11 protein-coding genes, 6 tRNA genes and 3 rRNA genes are annotated in these 17,497 nt (G+C 55.6%); all 20 read left to right on the forward strand.

Annotated features, from left to right (window positions below; all coding sequences use genetic code 11):
* The first annotated feature begins 251 nt into the window (after positions 1 to 251).
* The 20 genes from KCX70_RS02920 to rpoB all read left to right on the forward strand — a co-directional run bounded on the left by KCX70_RS02920 (position 252) and on the right by rpoB (position 17,434).
* Positions 252 to 1,788: ribosomal RNA gene (locus tag KCX70_RS02920) — 16S ribosomal RNA — on the forward strand.
* Between the two features lie 91 nt (positions 1,789 to 1,879).
* Positions 1,880 to 1,956: transfer RNA gene (locus tag KCX70_RS02925), tRNA-Ile, on the forward strand.
* Positions 1,957 to 1,986: 30 nt separating this feature from the next.
* Positions 1,987 to 2,062: transfer RNA gene (locus tag KCX70_RS02930), tRNA-Ala, on the forward strand.
* A gap of 250 nt (positions 2,063 to 2,312) precedes the next feature.
* Positions 2,313 to 5,203, forward strand: a 23S ribosomal RNA gene (locus KCX70_RS02935).
* A gap of 161 nt (positions 5,204 to 5,364) precedes the next feature.
* Positions 5,365 to 5,480: ribosomal RNA gene (rrf, locus tag KCX70_RS02940) — 5S ribosomal RNA — on the forward strand.
* The 16S, 23S and 5S rRNA genes sit together here with 2 tRNA genes alongside, the layout of an rRNA operon.
* Positions 5,481 to 5,598: 118 nt before the next feature.
* On the forward strand, positions 5,599 to 6,564 hold the full coding sequence (gene birA / locus KCX70_RS02945; protein ID WP_212619241.1) for a bifunctional biotin--[acetyl-CoA-carboxylase] ligase/biotin operon repressor BirA: 966 nt from the start codon (positions 5,599 to 5,601) through the stop codon (positions 6,562 to 6,564).
* Positions 6,554 to 7,294 carry a type III pantothenate kinase gene (locus KCX70_RS02950; protein WP_212619242.1) on the forward strand — a complete coding sequence of 247 codons (741 nt, stop codon included), beginning with the start codon at positions 6,554 to 6,556 and terminating at the stop codon, positions 7,292 to 7,294. Before birA ends, KCX70_RS02950 begins: the two co-directional genes overlap by 11 nt.
* A 10-nt stretch (positions 7,295 to 7,304) precedes the next feature.
* The gene (locus KCX70_RS02955; protein ID WP_102852775.1) at positions 7,305 to 7,976 is read left to right on the forward strand and encodes an SPOR domain-containing protein; all 672 of its coding nucleotides are present in this window, start codon (positions 7,305 to 7,307) and stop codon (positions 7,974 to 7,976) included.
* 125 nt (positions 7,977 to 8,101) lie between these two features.
* Positions 8,102 to 8,186 (forward strand) — tRNA-Tyr (locus KCX70_RS02960).
* 25 nt (positions 8,187 to 8,211) lie between these two features.
* Positions 8,212 to 8,285, forward strand: a tRNA-Gly gene (locus KCX70_RS02965).
* 28 nt (positions 8,286 to 8,313) lie between these two features.
* Positions 8,314 to 8,389 (forward strand) — tRNA-Thr (locus KCX70_RS02970).
* An 83-nt stretch (positions 8,390 to 8,472) separates the two neighbouring features.
* Positions 8,473 to 9,666, forward strand: coding sequence for an elongation factor Tu (gene tuf, locus KCX70_RS02975; protein WP_025240334.1), 1,194 nt, complete (start codon positions 8,473 to 8,475; stop codon positions 9,664 to 9,666).
* 52 nt (positions 9,667 to 9,718) lie between these two features.
* Positions 9,719 to 9,794: transfer RNA gene (locus KCX70_RS02980), tRNA-Trp, on the forward strand.
* A gap of 42 nt (positions 9,795 to 9,836) precedes the next feature.
* Positions 9,837 to 10,205 carry a preprotein translocase subunit SecE gene (gene secE / locus KCX70_RS02985; RefSeq protein ID WP_021209389.1) on the forward strand — a complete coding sequence of 123 codons (369 nt, stop codon included), beginning with the start codon at positions 9,837 to 9,839 and terminating at the stop codon, positions 10,203 to 10,205.
* 9 nt (positions 10,206 to 10,214) lie between these two features.
* Positions 10,215 to 10,748 (forward strand): transcription termination/antitermination protein NusG, encoded by a 534-nt coding sequence (gene nusG, locus KCX70_RS02990; protein ID WP_019342058.1) that lies wholly within the window; start codon positions 10,215 to 10,217, stop codon positions 10,746 to 10,748.
* A gap of 112 nt (positions 10,749 to 10,860) precedes the next feature.
* Positions 10,861 to 11,292: a 50S ribosomal protein L11 gene (rplK, locus tag KCX70_RS02995; protein ID WP_021209388.1), complete on the forward strand. Its 432-nt coding sequence runs from the start codon at positions 10,861 to 10,863 to the stop codon at positions 11,290 to 11,292.
* The gene (rplA, locus tag KCX70_RS03000) at positions 11,292 to 11,987 is read left to right on the forward strand and encodes a 50S ribosomal protein L1 (RefSeq protein WP_021209387.1); all 696 of its coding nucleotides are present in this window, start codon (positions 11,292 to 11,294) and stop codon (positions 11,985 to 11,987) included. Before rplK ends, rplA begins: the two co-directional genes overlap by 1 nt.
* Before the next feature lie 210 nt (positions 11,988 to 12,197).
* On the forward strand, positions 12,198 to 12,698 hold the full coding sequence (rplJ, locus tag KCX70_RS03005; protein WP_021209386.1) for a 50S ribosomal protein L10: 501 nt from the start codon (positions 12,198 to 12,200) through the stop codon (positions 12,696 to 12,698).
* 76 nt (positions 12,699 to 12,774) lie between these two features.
* Complete coding sequence (gene rplL, locus KCX70_RS03010) at positions 12,775 to 13,143, forward strand: 50S ribosomal protein L7/L12 (RefSeq protein ID WP_021209385.1); 369 nt, start codon at positions 12,775 to 12,777, stop codon at positions 13,141 to 13,143.
* A 220-nt stretch (positions 13,144 to 13,363) separates the two neighbouring features.
* Entirely contained in the window at positions 13,364 to 17,434 is a 4,071-nt protein-coding gene (gene rpoB, locus KCX70_RS03015; protein ID WP_021209384.1) for a DNA-directed RNA polymerase subunit beta, read from the forward strand.
* Positions 17,435 to 17,497: the final 63 nt, after the last annotated feature.

Consider the following 17,497-nt stretch of genomic DNA (forward strand, 5'->3'; position numbering starts at 1 on the left):
AAAACAGCTTGACGAGACACAAGGCTGCTGTAGAATGCGCGGCCTCGGTTGAGACGAAAGACTTGATCGAAACGCTCTTTAACAACTGAATCAAGCAATTCGTGTGGGTGCTTGTGAGGTAAGACTGGTAGTCAGCAAGATTATCAGCATCACAAATACTCAACGAGAAATCATTGAGTGCTCATCTTCTAGGAGATGAGATTGCGATTGCTGAGCCAAGTTTAGGGTTTTCTCAAAACCCAAGCAGTATTGAACTGAAGAGTTTGATCATGGCTCAGATTGAACGCTGGCGGCAGGCCTAACACATGCAAGTCGAGCGGATGAGTGGAGCTTGCTCCATGATTCAGCGGCGGACGGGTGAGTAATGCCTAGGAATCTGCCTGGTAGTGGGGGACAACGTTTCGAAAGGAACGCTAATACCGCATACGTCCTACGGGAGAAAGCAGGGGACCTTCGGGCCTTGCGCTATCAGATGAGCCTAGGTCGGATTAGCTAGTTGGTGAGGTAATGGCTCACCAAGGCGACGATCCGTAACTGGTCTGAGAGGATGATCAGTCACACTGGAACTGAGACACGGTCCAGACTCCTACGGGAGGCAGCAGTGGGGAATATTGGACAATGGGCGAAAGCCTGATCCAGCCATGCCGCGTGTGTGAAGAAGGTCTTCGGATTGTAAAGCACTTTAAGTTGGGAGGAAGGGCAGTAAGTTAATACCTTGCTGTTTTGACGTTACCGACAGAATAAGCACCGGCTAACTTCGTGCCAGCAGCCGCGGTAATACGAAGGGTGCAAGCGTTAATCGGAATTACTGGGCGTAAAGCGCGCGTAGGTGGTTTGTTAAGTTGGATGTGAAAGCCCCGGGCTCAACCTGGGAACTGCATCCAAAACTGGCAAGCTAGAGTATGGCAGAGGGTGGTGGAATTTCCTGTGTAGCGGTGAAATGCGTAGATATAGGAAGGAACACCAGTGGCGAAGGCGACCACCTGGGCTAATACTGACACTGAGGTGCGAAAGCGTGGGGAGCAAACAGGATTAGATACCCTGGTAGTCCACGCCGTAAACGATGTCGACTAGCCGTTGGGATCCTTGAGATCTTAGTGGCGCAGCTAACGCATTAAGTCGACCGCCTGGGGAGTACGGCCGCAAGGTTAAAACTCAAATGAATTGACGGGGGCCCGCACAAGCGGTGGAGCATGTGGTTTAATTCGAAGCAACGCGAAGAACCTTACCAGGCCTTGACATGCAGAGAACTTTCCAGAGATGGATTGGTGCCTTCGGGAACTCTGACACAGGTGCTGCATGGCTGTCGTCAGCTCGTGTCGTGAGATGTTGGGTTAAGTCCCGTAACGAGCGCAACCCTTGTCCTTAGTTACCAGCACGTGATGGTGGGCACTCTAAGGAGACTGCCGGTGACAAACCGGAGGAAGGTGGGGATGACGTCAAGTCATCATGGCCCTTACGGCCTGGGCTACACACGTGCTACAATGGTCGGTACAAAGGGTTGCCAAGCCGCGAGGTGGAGCTAATCCCATAAAACCGATCGTAGTCCGGATCGCAGTCTGCAACTCGACTGCGTGAAGTCGGAATCGCTAGTAATCGTGAATCAGAATGTCACGGTGAATACGTTCCCGGGCCTTGTACACACCGCCCGTCACACCATGGGAGTGGGTTGCTCCAGAAGTAGCTAGTCTAACCTTCGGGGGGACGGTTACCACGGAGTGATTCATGACTGGGGTGAAGTCGTAACAAGGTAGCCGTAGGGGAACCTGCGGCTGGATCACCTCCTTAATCGAAGACTTCAGCTTCTTCATAAGTTCCCACACGAATTGCTTGATTCACTAGCGAAAAGCGATTGGGTTTCGACCCGAGAGAGACGATTGGGTCTGTAGCTCAGTTGGTTAGAGCGCACCCCTGATAAGGGTGAGGTCGGCAGTTCGAATCTGCCCAGACCCACCAATTGTCATGGGATGTGGCCGATCTGTAGATGGGGCCATAGCTCAGCTGGGAGAGCGCCTGCTTTGCACGCAGGAGGTCAGCGGTTCGATCCCGCTTGGCTCCACCATTAACTCGATAATCGCTGAAAGCACAGAAATGAATAGACTCTAGCGAGTGTATTGATTTCTGGTCTTTGCGCCAGTAACTGTTCTTTAAAAATTTGGGTATGTGATAGAAGTAGATTTGGGTAATCATTTTCACTGATGATTATTCGAGTCAAGGTAAAATTTGCGAGATGCTCGAGAGAGCACAATGCGGATTTTCGGCGAATGTCGTCTTCACGTTATAGACAGTAACCAGATTGCTTGGGGTTATATGGTCAAGTGAAGAAGCGCATACGGTGGATGCCTTGGCAGTCAGAGGCGATGAAAGACGTGGTAGCCTGCGAAAAGCTTCGGGGAGTCGGCAAACAGACTGTGATCCGGAGGTGTCTGAATGGGGGAACCCAGCCATCATAAGATGGTTATCACACATTGAATACATAGGTGTGTGAGGCGAACCAGGGGAACTGAAACATCTAAGTACCCTGAGGAAAAGAAATCAACCGAGATTCCCTTAGTAGTGGCGAGCGAACGGGGACTAGCCCTTAAGCTTCTTTGATTTTAGCGGAACGCTCTGGAAAGTGCGGCCATAGTGGGTGATAGCCCTGTACGCGAAAGGATCTTAGAAGTGAAATCGAGTAGGACGGAGCACGAGAAACTTTGTCTGAATATGGGGGGACCATCCTCCAAGGCTAAATACTACTGACTGACCGATAGTGAACCAGTACCGTGAGGGAAAGGCGAAAAGAACCCCGGAGAGGGGAGTGAAATAGAACCTGAAACCGTATGCGTACAAGCAGTGGGAGCCTACTTTGTTAGGTGACTGCGTACCTTTTGTATAATGGGTCAGCGACTTATTTTCAGTGGCGAGCTTAACCGAATAGGGGAGGCGTAGCGAAAGCGAGTCTTAATAGGGCGTCTAGTCGCTGGGAATAGACCCGAAACCGGGCGATCTATCCATGGGCAGGTTGAAGGTTGGGTAACACTAACTGGAGGACCGAACCGACTACCGTTGAAAAGTTAGCGGATGACCTGTGGATCGGAGTGAAAGGCTAATCAAGCTCGGAGATAGCTGGTTCTCCTCGAAAGCTATTTAGGTAGCGCCTCGTGTATCACTGCTGGGGGTAGAGCACTGTTTCGGCTAGGGGGTCATCCCGACTTACCAAACCGATGCAAACTCCGAATACCAGCAAGTGTCAGCACGGGAGACACACGGCGGGTGCTAACGTCCGTCGTGAAAAGGGAAACAACCCAGACCGTCAGCTAAGGTCCCAAAATCCTGGTTAAGTGGGAAACGATGTGGGAAGGCTTAGACAGCTAGGAGGTTGGCTTAGAAGCAGCCATCCTTTAAAGAAAGCGTAATAGCTCACTAGTCGAGTCGGCCTGCGCGGAAGATGTAACGGGGCTCAAACCAGGTACCGAAGCTACGGGTTCATCGCAAGATGAGCGGTAGAGGAGCGTTCTGTAAGCCTGTGAAGGTGAGTTGAGAAGCTTGCTGGAGGTATCAGAAGTGCGAATGCTGACATGAGTAACGACAATGCGAGTGAAAAACTCGCACGCCGAAAGACCAAGGGTTCCTGCGCAACGTTAATCGACGCAGGGTGAGTCGGTCCCTAAGGCGAGGCTGAAGAGCGTAGTCGATGGGAAACGGGTTAATATTCCCGTACTTCTAGTTACTGCGATGGGGGGACGGAGAAGGCTAGGCCAGCTTGGCGTTGGTTGTCCAAGTTTAAGGTGGTAGGCAGAGATCTTAGGTAAATCCGGGGTCTTAATGCCGAGAACTGATGACGATCCTTCTTTTAGAAGGAGAAGTGGTTGATGCCATGCTTCCAGGAAAAGCCTCTAAGCTTCAGGTAACTAGGAACCGTACCCCAAACCGACACAGGTGGTTGGGTAGAGAATACCAAGGCGCTTGAGAGAACTCGGGTGAAGGAACTAGGCAAAATGGCACCGTAACTTCGGGAGAAGGTGCGCCGGTGAGGGTGAAGGGTTTACCCCGTAAGCTCATGCCGGTCGAAGATACCAGGCCGCTGCGACTGTTTATTAAAAACACAGCACTCTGCAAACACGAAAGTGGACGTATAGGGTGTGACGCCTGCCCGGTGCCGGAAGGTTAATTGATGGGGTTAGCGCAAGCGAAGCTCTTGATCGAAGCCCCGGTAAACGGCGGCCGTAACTATAACGGTCCTAAGGTAGCGAAATTCCTTGTCGGGTAAGTTCCGACCTGCACGAATGGCGTAACGATGGCGGCGCTGTCTCCACCCGAGACTCAGTGAAATTGAAATCGCTGTGAAGATGCAGTGTATCCGCGGCTAGACGGAAAGACCCCGTGAACCTTTACTATAGCTTTGCACTGGACTTTGAATTTGCTTGTGTAGGATAGGTGGGAGGCTTTGAAGCGTGGACGCCAGTTCGCGTGGAGCCATCCTTGAAATACCACCCTGGCAACTTTGAGGTTCTAACTCTGGTCCGTTATCCGGATCGAGGACAGTGTATGGTGGGTAGTTTGACTGGGGCGGTCTCCTCCTAAAGAGTAACGGAGGAGTACGAAGGTGCGCTCAGACCGGTCGGAAATCGGTCGTAGAGTATAAAGGCAAAAGCGCGCTTGACTGCGAGACAGACACGTCGAGCAGGTACGAAAGTAGGTCTTAGTGATCCGGTGGTTCTGTATGGAAGGGCCATCGCTCAACGGATAAAAGGTACTCCGGGGATAACAGGCTGATACCGCCCAAGAGTTCATATCGACGGCGGTGTTTGGCACCTCGATGTCGGCTCATCACATCCTGGGGCTGAAGCCGGTCCCAAGGGTATGGCTGTTCGCCATTTAAAGTGGTACGCGAGCTGGGTTTAGAACGTCGTGAGACAGTTCGGTCCCTATCTGCCGTGGACGTTTGAGATTTGAGAGGGGCTGCTCCTAGTACGAGAGGACCGGAGTGGACGAACCTCTGGTGTTCCGGTTGTCACGCCAGTGGCATTGCCGGGTAGCTATGTTCGGAAGAGATAACCGCTGAAAGCATCTAAGCGGGAAACTTGCCTCAAGATGAGATCTCACTGGAGCCTTGAGCTCCCTGAAGGGCCGTCGAAGACTACGACGTTGATAGGTGGGGTGTGTAAGCGCTGTGAGGCGTTGAGCTAACCCATACTAATTGCCCGTGAGGCTTGACCATATAACACCCAAACAATTTGATGTTTGCGTGTCAGACGGTTGAAGTCGACAAACAAACCGAAAAGACGCATCGCTCGCAAAGCGAACCTAATACGCAACACCGCAATACTTCACATACCCAATTAGGGGAAGCGACTCAACACCGACTCCCCAACCGAATTGCTTGACGACCATAGAGCGTTGGAACCACCTGATCCCATCCCGAACTCAGAAGTGAAACGACGCATCGCCGATGGTAGTGTGGGGTCTCCCCATGTGAGAGTAGGTCATCGTCAAGCTTCTACACCAAACCCCCGATCATCAAAAGATGGTCGGGGGTTTGTCTTTGATCGCCTATAAATATCGCTCGGATTTAGATGTGCCGCTATCATGCCTGCGTGCTAGTTAGGGGAGCTTATGAATAACTTGCTGCGGTTGCTCGGCGACGGTCGATTTCATTCTGGCGAGGAGCTTGGTTTTGCATTGGGGGTTAGCCGGAGCGCAGTTTGGAAGTCCCTGCAGCGGCTCGAAAGCGAGTGTGGCGTTAGGCTATTCAAAGTCCCAGGGAAAGGTTATCGCCTTGCAGAACCTCTTTCGCTGCTGAGTCAAGCCGACTGCTCTGTTGCACTGGCCCGCTTCGGTTGGCGTTTCTGGCTCCGGGACACTGTCGATTCCACTAACGCCGAGGCTTTGCGCCTGCTGCAGTCCGGAATTACGGCTCCCTTCGTGGTGCTTGCTGAGAGCCAGACGAGCGGGCGCGGCCGTAGGGGGCGCTCATGGTCGAGCCCGCCTGCACAGAATCTCTATTACACCTTGGCGCTTAAGGTCTCTAGCGGGCCCCAAGGACTTTCTGGCCTAAGTCTGGTGGTTGGTCTAGCCGTTCTGGCAGCGCTGCGTAGGGCGGAAGTCAGTAATGCGGGCCTCAAATGGCCTAACGATATATATGCAGATGGTAAAAAAATCGCTGGAATCTTGTTGGAGCTGACAGGCGATCCTGCCGATGTCTGTCACGTTATTATCGGTATCGGAATAAACGTGAACATGACGTCCGATGCAGAGGAGATCGGTCAGCCCTGGACGTCCGTGAGGGCTCAGACGGGAGCGTTGGCGAACCGCAGCGAGCTAGCGAACCTGGTGAGCGAGTCACTGCATCATTATCTGGAGAGGCATGCTCTCGAGGGCTTTTCTTCACTGCGTGATGAGTGGCAAGCAAACAATCTTTGGCAGGGTAAACGCTGCACCTTAAGCACCGGAACCCAGCAGGTTAAAGGTCTAATGATTGGTATAGATGATCAGGGTGCGCTGCGTATGCAGGTCGATGGTCAAGGCGAGAAACGATTTAGTGGGGGAGAACTAAGCTTGAGGCTCGACCATGATTCTTGAGCTCGACTGCGGTAACAGCTTCGTCAAGTGGCGAGTAATCGGCGAGGCTCCTTGCTCGCCCGTTGCGGAGGGTGTTGCGACGCACGTGGATGACCTCGCTCAAGAGTTGTCCGGTCGTAACATTGGCGAAATCTCGCGTTGTCGATTGGTCAGCGTAAGAAGTGATGATGAAACCGCCGCGATAGTAAGCGGGCTTTCTGCGTTATTAAAGGTGGAGGTGGCGAAGGCCAGCTCGACGCATAATGTTGGCGGAGTGGTGAACGGTTATCGCGACCCGCAGCGTTTAGGTTTAGACCGCTGGTTGGCTGTTGTCGCAGCTTACAACCTATGCAAGGGCGCCTGTCTGGTTATCGATTTGGGTACGGCCATTACGGTTGATCTGGTCGCTCGTGATGGTAAGCATCTCGGCGGCTATATCGCGCCTGGAATCGCCCTTTTGCGGGGTCAATTGCTCGCTCACACCCGTCGCGTACGGTACGATTCTGCAGAGACGGCGCTTGCGTTGGATGATCTGTCTCCAGGTAGAAGTACCGCAGAGGCGGTCGAGAGGGGCTGTTTGCTGATGGCCCGCAGTTATGTCTCTAGCCAGATTACCCTCGCCCAAAATCCTCTGGGAGATGAGTTCGCTATTTATGTCACCGGTGGAGACGCCGCGCTCGTGGCAGATTATCCCTCGGTGAACTGCGTGCCGGATTTGGTTTTCAGAGGCCTGGCCATAGCCTGCCCATGAAGAGGTATCGATGCGCTGGCTTTTAATGCTTCTGGTATTGCTGAACCTGCTTCTTTACCTATATCAATTCAATCAGGCTGCGCCGGTTGAGCATGGTGGTGCTTCGCTTGCGGTGCCCGCTCGAGAAGGCGACATCAAGTTGTTGAGCGAGGCGAAGCCTTTGGCGCGTCGTGGTGGTGCTGAGTCTGTCGATAAGAGTTGTTTCTTTCTTGGTGGTTTCGATGAGGCGTCGATCGCTCACGCCCTTGAACAGCGCTTGCTTAGCTTGGATATCGACGTCCAGGTTGAGCCCATCGATGAGGCCGCGGGAATCGATTATTGGGTATATCTTCCCCCGCTTGTTTCGCGTCAAGCGTCATTGCGGCAACTGCGTGAGCTACAGTCGCGCAATATCGATAGCTATATAATTACCGTTGGAGATCTGGCGAACGGCATCTCCCTGGGAATATTTTCGCGCAAGGACTCGGCGGAAAGCGTTGTGGCTCGTCTGAAGGGCGTCGACTATACGGCGATGATCCGGGAGTTGCCACGTACTCATCGCCGCTATTGGGTGCGCATAGCGGGCGCAAGCCAGCAGCTTCTGACCGATGCACTGCTCGCCGAGTTCATGAGGGACTTCCCTGGACTCGAGCATCAACAAATACCCTGTTCAAGCATTGCAACTTCAGGACAATCTACATAGAATGGCGCCCGCTTGGCAGGCGGATGTATTTTCTCGCCAAGCGCTGTCTCTCAGCTGATCATCATGTTTTGATGAGAAAAGGCTTGACAGACAAGGGGTTGGCGATGAAAATGCCGCCTCGTTTTGGAGGGGTTCCCGAGCGGCCAAAGGGATCAGACTGTAAATCTGACGTCATCGACTTCGAAGGTTCGAATCCTTCCCCCTCCACCAGATTCTAGCGTAGGCCATAGGTTTCGCGGGTATAGTTTAGTGGTAGAACCTCAGCCTTCCAAGCTGATGATGCGGGTTCGATTCCCGCTACCCGCTCCAGGTTCTAGGTGTCTGCGCGATCAGATACGCTCATGTAGCTCAGTTGGTAGAGCACACCCTTGGTAAGGGTGAGGTCAGCGGTTCAAATCCGCTCATGAGCTCCAAACCCAAAGGCAGATATGTAAATATCTGCCTTTGTTTTAATGGTGGCGTGACTAGCTCAATTCAACGATGGGAGACGGTCTCGATGGCTAAAGAAAAATTCGAACGTAACAAACCGCACCTGAACGTCGGCACCATTGGTCACGTCGACCATGGCAAGACGACTCTGACTGCTGCGTTGACCAAGGTCTGTGCTGAGACCTGGGGCGGTTCTGCGCGTGATTTCTCGCAGATCGATAACGCGCCGGAAGAGAAGGCTCGTGGTATCACCATCAACACCTCTCACGTTGAATACGATTCCTCGATCCGTCATTACGCTCACGTTGACTGCCCGGGCCACGCTGACTACGTGAAGAACATGATCACCGGTGCTGCCCAAATGGACGGCGCGATCCTGGTTTGCTCGGCTGCCGACGGCCCCATGCCGCAGACTCGCGAGCACATCCTGCTGTCTCGCCAGGTTGGCGTTCCTTACATCGTTGTCTTCCTGAACAAGGCTGACATGGTGGACGACGCTGAGTTGCTGGAGCTGGTTGAGATGGAGGTGCGTGACCTGCTGTCGACCTACGACTTCCCAGGCGACGATACGCCAATCATCATTGGTTCCGCGCTGATGGCTCTGAACGGCCAGGACGATAACGAGATGGGCGTATCGGCTGTGCGTAAGCTGGTCGAGACTCTGGATAGCTATATTCCGGAGCCCGAGCGTGCCATCGACAAGCCGTTCCTGATGCCGATCGAGGACGTGTTCTCGATCTCCGGTCGCGGTACCGTTGTGACTGGTCGTGTAGAGCGCGGCATCGTCAAGGTTCAGGAAGAAATCGAGATCGTTGGTATTCGTGCCACGACCAAAACTACCTGCACCGGTGTCGAGATGTTCCGCAAGCTGCTCGACGAAGGTCGTGCGGGTGAGAACGTTGGCGTGCTGCTGCGTGGCACCAAGCGTGATGATGTCGAGCGTGGTCAGGTTCTGGCCAAGCCGGGCACCATTAAGCCGCACACCAAGTTCGAAGGCGAAGTCTACGTGCTGAGCAAGGAAGAAGGTGGTCGTCACACGCCGTTCTTCAAAGGCTACCGTCCGCAGTTCTACTTCCGTACTACTGACGTGACTGGTAACTGCGAGCTGCCGGAAGGCGTTGAAATGGTAATGCCGGGCGACAACATCAAGATGGTTGTCACCCTGATTGCTCCGATCGCCATGGAGGACGGTCTGCGTTTCGCGATTCGCGAAGGTGGTCGTACCGTTGGTGCTGGCGTGGTTGCAAAGATCATCGAATAATCGATTGATCTGATCCATTCGGGCCGGCATAATAGTCGGCCTGACTCTTGTTAGGCCAGTAGCTCAATTGGCAGAGCGGCGGTCTCCAAAACCGCAGGTTGGGGGTTCGATTCCCTCCTGGCCTGCCAACTTCAATATCGAATTTGGCAGTTTTTACAGGGTTCTAGCAGATGAATATCAAAGCAGAAGCCAAAGACACGCGCTTCGATCTGGTGAAGTGGCTTGTTGTGGCTGCTTTGGTGGTTGTGGCGGTGGTTGGTAATCAGTATTACTCCGCAGAGCCGATCCTGTATAGAGTCCTCGCGTTACTCGCTTTCGCTGTGGTTGCTGCTTTTGTGGCGCTGCAGACGTCAAAAGGTCGCTCCTTTTTTGTGTTGTTGAAAGAGGCGCGCGTCGAGATTCGCAAGGTCGTTTGGCCGACCCGTCAAGAAACCACTCAGACCACTTTGATTGTCGTGGCTGTTGTGCTGGTTATGGCGCTGCTGTTGTGGGGGCTCGATTCCCTGCTCGGTTGGCTGGTTTCCATGGTTGTAGGTTAAGGGTGTTCCGTGGCTAAGCGCTGGTATGTGGTTCATGCTTACTCGGGTTACGAGAAGCACGTCATGCGCTCGCTGATCGAGCGTATCAAGCTTGCCGGTATGGAAGATCATTTCGGCGAAATCCTGGTTCCCACTGAAGAAGTGGTCGAGATGCGTAACGGGCAGAAGCGCAAGAGTGAGCGCAAGTTCTTCCCGGGTTATGTGCTTGTCCAGATGGATATGGCCGAAGGTGCATGGCACCTGGTCAAGGATACGCCGCGCGTGATGGGCTTTATCGGTGGTACGGCTGATAAGCCGGCGCCGATTACCGATAAAGAAGCTGAAGCGATTCTTCGTCGTGTGGCGGATGGTAGCGACAAGCCGAAGCCTAAGACTCTGTTCGAGCCGGGTGAGGTTGTGCGCGTTGCTGACGGTCCTTTTGCAGATTTCAATGGCGTAGTCGAGGAAGTCAACTACGAGAAGAGCCGGATCCAGGTTGCGGTCCTTATCTTTGGTCGCTCGACGCCGGTAGAGTTGGAGTTCAGTCAGGTCGAGAAGGTCTAACTGAAGCAAGCATCCCTCACCCCGCAGCTACTGGCTGCGGGGTTTTGTCGTCACTGGGATATTCAAGTAAACAGGGGAGCCGCGAGGCGCTAGCACCCGGAACGGAGTAGTTATGGCTAAGAAGATTCAAGCTTATATCAAGCTTCAGGTAAAGGCCGGTCAGGCCAACCCGTCGCCGCCGGTTGGCCCTGCACTGGGTCAGCATGGTGTCAACATCATGGAATTCTGCAAGGCATTCAATGCCCGCACTCAAGGCCAGGAGGCCGGTCTGCCGACTCCGGTGATCATCACCGTTTACAGCGACCGTAGCTTCACCTTCGAGACCAAGAGTACGCCTGCTGCCGTTTTGCTGAAGAAGGCTGCCGGTATCACCAGTGGTTCTGCTCGTCCGAACACCCAGAAAGTCGGCACCGTTACTCGTGCTCAGCTGGAAGAGATCGCGAAGACCAAGAACGCCGATCTTACCGCTGCTGATCTTGAGGCGGCCGTGCGTACCATCGCCGGCTCCGCTCGCAGCATGGGCCTGAACGTGGAGGGTGTGTAATGGCTAAGTTGACCAAGCGCCAAAAGGCTTTCGCCGAGAAGATCGAAGCCGGCAAGCAGTACTCGTTCGAAGATGCCGCGACGCTGCTGTCCCAGCTGTCGGCCGTCAAGTTCACCGAGTCGTTCGATATCGCCATCAACCTGGGCGTGGATCCTCGCAAGTCCGATCAGGTGGTACGCGGCGCTACCGTTCTGCCGAACGGCACCGGTAAAACTGTTCGTGTAGCTGTGTTCACTCAGGGGCCGGCTGCCGAGGCTGCTCTGGCTGCTGGTGCTGATCGCGTTGGTATGGATGAGCTGGCTGCCGAGATGAAGGGCGGCGATCTGAACTATGACGTAGTCATCGCCTCCCCGGACGCGATGCGTGTCGTAGGCCAGTTGGGCCAGATCCTTGGTCCGCGCGGTCTGATGCCTAACCCGAAGGTTGGCACTGTGACCCCGGACGTTGCGACTGCAGTCAAGAACGCCAAGGCCGGTCAGGTGCGCTTCCGTACCGACAAGAACGGTATCATCCACACCTCCGTTGGTAAGGTGGGCTTCGAAGCTGGACAGCTGAAGCAGAATGTCGAGGCATTGCTGTCGGATCTCAAGCGTTTGAAGCCGTCCACGTCCAAGGGCATTTATGTCAAGCGCGTCACCCTGAGCACCACTATGGGCCCAGGGCTGGTCATCGATCAGGCCTCGCTCGAAGCGTAAGACATTTGACGCCCTGCTTGGCAGGGCGCGACAGATTGGGGTCCCTGCCTGGCGGGGGCTATCCAAGACCGTAGGCGACGCAAGTCTTAAACCGAAGAAGCGCTGTTTTTTCAAGCCTACGCAGAGGTGCTCCCGATTCGTACCGAATCAGACACCAAAACCCGCCCGGTCCTGACTGGGCGAACCGGTAACATCCAGGAGTAAAAACCCGTGGCAATCAAACTCGAAGACAAGAAGGCCATCGTCGCTGAAGTCAACGAGGCTGCCAAAGCTGCCCTGTCCGCTGTCGTGGCCGATGCCCGTGGCGTGACCGTGGGAGCCATGACCGGACTCCGTAAAGAGGCCCGCGACGCGGGTGTCTACGTACGTGTCGTACGTAACACCCTGCTGCGCCGCGCCGTTGAAGGCACTCAGTACGATGTGCTCAGCGACGTGTTCAAGGGCCCGACCCTTATCGCATTCTCCAACGAGCATCCGGGCGCTGCTGCCCGTATCTTCAAGGAGTTCGCCAAGGGTCAGGACAAGTTCGAGATCAAGGCTGCTGCGTTCGAGGGTCAGTTCATTGCAGCCAACCAGATCGACGCTTTGGCAACCCTGCCGACCTATGACGAGGCAATTTCGCAGCTGATGAGCGTGATTCAAGGCGCTACCAGCAAGCTGGCTCGTACTCTGGCGGCCGTTCGCGACCAGAAGGAAGCCGCCGCAGCCTAAGGCATGCGAGGCAACTTCGAATTTCTTTTTGATTTAGATGGCCGCAGGCCGTCACCTATATACAGGAACTAGAGTCATGGCTCTGACCAACGAAGATATCATCAACGCCGTTTCCGAAATGTCCGTGATGCAGGTTGTTGAACTGATCAAGGCAATGGAAGAGAAGTTCGGCGTAACCGCCGCCGCTGCTACCGTCGCGGCCGCTGGCCCGGCTGCTGCCGCTGCTGAAGAGCAGACCGAGTTCACCGTTGTCCTGGCTGAAGCTGGCGACAAGAAAGTAAACGTGATCAAGGCTGTTCGCGAGCTGACCGGTCTGGGCCTGAAAGAAGCCAAGGCTGTCGTAGACGGCGCTCCTGGCGTTGTGAAGGAAGGCGTTTCCAAGGAAGAGGCCGAGGCCGCCAAGAAGTCTCTGGAAGAAGCTGGCGCCAAAGTCGAGCTCAAGTAAGCACGACCTTGCGTCTACAGCCGAAGCGACTCGCGTAAGGCTGATGGCTGGTGGCTTTTGCCACCGGCCTTTTTCCGTTATAGCCGCGTGATGTTTATCGAGCGGATGAAACGGAAAAAACCGCCCCGATGGGCGGCGCGAATCAAGGGATTCGCAAGATTTTCTGGCTGCTCCCGTCGGGAGAGGCCAAACAAGCAGGTGACCAAGCTGGGGAACGCTGATGGCTTACTCATACACTGAGAAAAAACGAATCCGCAAGGACTTTAGCAAGTTACCGCACGTGATGGACGTGCCGTATCTTTTGGCCATCCAGCTGGATTCGTATCGCGAATTCCTGCAGGCGGGAGCGACCAAGGATCAGTTCCGCGATATTGGCTTGCATGCAGCCTTCAAATCCGTTTTTCCGATAATCAGCTATTCCGGCAATGCAGCGCTGGAGTACGTCGGCTATCGTCTGGGCGACCCGGCTTTCGACGTCAAAGAATGCGTATTGCGCGGCGTGACCTTTGCGGTGCCGTTGCGTGTGAAAGTCCGCCTGATCATCTTCGATAAGGAATCGTCGAGCAAGGCGATCAAGGACATCAAGGAACAGGAAGTCTACATGGGGGAAATCCCCCTGATGACCGAGAACGGTACCTTCATCATCAACGGTACCGAGCGCGTTATCGTGTCTCAGCTGCATCGCTCGCCAGGCGTCTTCTTTGATCACGATCGCGGCAAGACCCATAGCTCGGGCAAGTTGCTGTACTCCGCTCGTATCATTCCTTACCGCGGCTCCTGGCTCGATTTCGAATTCGACCCCAAGGATGCCGTGTTCGTGCGTATCGACCGTCGCCGCAAGCTGCCGGCTTCGGTGCTTCTGCGCGCGCTGAACTACAGCACCGAAGAAATCCTCGATGCGTTCTACGACACCAACGTTTTCCATGTGAAGGGTGAGACCCTGAGCCTGGAACTGGTCCCGCAGCGTCTGCGCGGCGAGATCGCGTCCTTCGATATCAAGGACGAAACCGGCAAGGTCATCGTCGAGCAAGGTCGCCGGATCACGGCGCGCCACATCAACCAGCTCGACAAGTCCGGCATCAAGGCGCTTGAAATGCCGATGGACTATGTCCTGGGTCGCACCACGGCCAAAGCCATCGTGCATCCGGCGACTGGCGAGATCATCGCTGAGTGCAACACCGAGCTGACTGTCGAAGTGCTGGCCAAGCTGGTCAAGGCTCAGGTTGTTCGCTTCGAAACCCTGTACACCAATGACATCGACTGCGGTCCGTTTATCTCCGATACGCTAAAGATCGACTCGACCACCAACCAGCTCGAAGCGCTGGTGGAAATCTATCGCATGATGCGTCCTGGCGAGCCGCCAACCAAGGACGCTGCCGAGACGCTGTTCAACAACCTGTTCTTCGCCTCGGAGCGCTACGACCTGTCCGCTGTCGGTCGGATGAAGTTCAACCGTCGTATCGGTCGTACCGAGATCGAAGGGTCAGGCGTGCTCAGTCGTGAAGATATCGTTGCGGTGCTCAAGACGCTGGTCGACATTCGTAACGGCAAAGGCGTCGTCGACGATATCGATCACCTGGGTAACCGTCGCGTTCGCTGTGTTGGCGAGATGGCCGAGAACCAGTTCCGTGTGGGCCTGGTGCGCGTGGAGCGTGCGGTCAAGGAACGTCTGTCGATGGCCGAAAGCGAAGGCCTGATGCCGCAGGACCTGATCAACGCCAAGCCGGTTGCTGCCGCGGTGAAGGAATTCTTCGGTTCCAGCCAGCTGTCGCAGTTCATGGACCAGAACAACCCGCTCTCGGAGATCACCCACAAGCGTCGCGTCTCCGCACTCGGCCCGGGCGGTCTGACCCGTGAGCGCGCCGGCTTCGAAGTGCGCGACGTACACCCGACCCATTACGGCCGCGTGTGCCCGATCGAGACGCCGGAAGGTCCGAACATCGGCCTGATCAACTCGCTGGCGGCGTATGCCCGTACCAACCAGTACGGCTTCCTGGAAAGCCCGTACCGTGTTGTGAAGGAAGGCGAAGTCACCGACGAGATCGTATTCCTGTCGGCGATCGAAGAGGCGGATCATGTGATCGCTCAGGCCAGTGCCAAGCTGGACGGCCGCAAGCTGGTCGACGAGCTGGTCGCCGTACGTCATCAGAACGAATTCACGGTCAAGGCGCCGGAAGACGTGACGCTGATGGACGTATCGCCCAAGCAGGTCGTGTCCGTTGCCGCTTCGTTGATTCCGTTCCTCGAGCACGACGACGCCAACCGCGCTCTCATGGGTTCGAACATGCAGCGCCAGGCCGTCCCGACCTTGCGTTCGGACAAGCCGCTCGTAGGTACCGGCATGGAGCGCAACGTAGCGCGCGACTCCGGCGTTTGCGTCGTGGCTCGTCGTGGTGGTGTGATCGATTCGGTCGATGCCAGTCGTGTGGTAGTGCGCGTGCATGATGCGGAAGTCGAAACCGGTGAAGCCGGCGTCGACATCTACAACCTGACCAAGTACACCCGTTCCAACCAGAACACCTGCATCAACCAGCGTCCGCTGGTGAGCAAGGGTGATGTGGTCGAGCGTGGCGACATCATGGCCGACGGCCCGTCCACCGACATGGGTGAACTGGCGCTCGGTCAGAACATGCGCGTCGCGTTCATGCCGTGGAACGGCTACAACTTCGAAGACTCCATTCTCCTTTCGGAGCGTGTTGTCCAGGAAGACCGTTTCACCACCATTCACATCCAGGAGCTGACCTGCGTATCTCGCGATACCAAGCTCGGACCAGAAGAGATCACCGCGGACATCCCCAACGTGGGCGAGGCTGCGCTGAACAAGCTGGACGAGGCGGGTATCGTCTATGTGGGCGCTGAGGTGGGTGCGGGCGACATTCTGGTCGGCAAGGTCACGCCGAAAGGCGAAACCCAGCTGACGCCGGAAGAGAAGCTGCTGCGTGCGATCTTCGGTGAGAAGGCTTCCGACGTTAAGGACACCTCCCTGCGCGTGCCTACCGGTACCAAGGGTACGGTCATCGATGTCCAAGTGTTCATCCGTGACGGCGTCGAGCGTGACTCCCGTGCGCTGGCCATCGAGAAGATGCAGCTCGACGAGATCCGTAAGGACCTTAACGAAGAGTTCCGCATCGTCGAAGGTGCAACCTTCGAGCGTCTGCGCTCGGCGTTGGTGGGTGCCACTGTCGAAGGCGGTGCCGGTCTGAAGAAAGGGGCGGTCATTACCGACGAGATCCTCGACGGTCTGGAGCACGGCCAGTGGTTCAAGCTGCGCATGGCTGAAGACGCGCTGAACGAGCAGCTGGAGAAGGCTCAGGCCTACATTTCCGATCGCCGTCAGTTGCTCGACGACAAGTTCGAAGACAAGAAGCGCAAGCTGCAGCAGGGCGACGATCTGGCACCTGGCGTGCTGAAGATCGTCAAGGTCTATCTCGCCATCAAGCGTCGTATTCAGCCTGGTGACAAGATGGCCGGTCGTCACGGTAACAAGGGTGTTGTCTCGGTCATCATGCCGGTCGAAGACATGCCGCACGATGCCAACGGCACGCCGGTCGATATCGTCCTGAACCCGCTGGGCGTACCTTCGCGTATGAACGTCGGCCAGATTCTCGAAACCCACCTGGGCCTCGCGGCCAAGGGGCTGGGCGAGAAGATCAACCGCATGCTGGACGAGCAGCGCAAGGTCGCCGAACTGCGTAAGTTCCTGACCGAGATCTACAACGAGATCGGTGGCCGCCAGGAAAACCTGGACGAGTTCAGCGACCAAGAAGTGCTGGATCTGGCGAAGAACCTGCGTGGCGGCGTGCCGATGGCGACGCCGGTGTTCGACGGCGCCAAGGAACGCGAGATCAAGGCCATGCTGAAGCTGGCCGATCTGCCAGAGAGTGGCCAGATGCAGCTGTACGATGGCCGCACCGGTAACAAGTTCGAGCGCACCACCACCGTCGGCTACATGTACATGCTCAAGCTGAACCACCTGGTCGACGACAAGATGCACGCGCGTTCCACCGGTTCCTACAGCCTGGTTACCCAGCAGCCGTTGGGCGGTAAGGCGCAGTTCGGTGGCCAGCGTTTCGGGGAGATGGAGGTCTGGGCGCTGGAAGCCTATGGCGCCGCCTATACCCTGCAGGAAATGCTCACGGTCAAGTCGGACGACGTGAACGGGCGGACCAAGATGTACAAGAACATCGTGGACGGCGATCACCGTATGGAGCCCGGCATGCCGGAATCCTTCAACGTGTTGATCAAAGAGATCCGCTCGCTCGGTATCGACATCGATCTGGAAACCGAATAACCACGCACCGCTATGCGGTGATCGGCATCAGCCGGTCATCGCAGGTCCGTGAGGAGGAAAGGC

The organism is Stutzerimonas stutzeri, from assembly GCF_018138085.1.
Classification (GTDB): Bacteria; Pseudomonadota; Gammaproteobacteria; order Pseudomonadales; family Pseudomonadaceae; genus Stutzerimonas; species Stutzerimonas stutzeri_AI.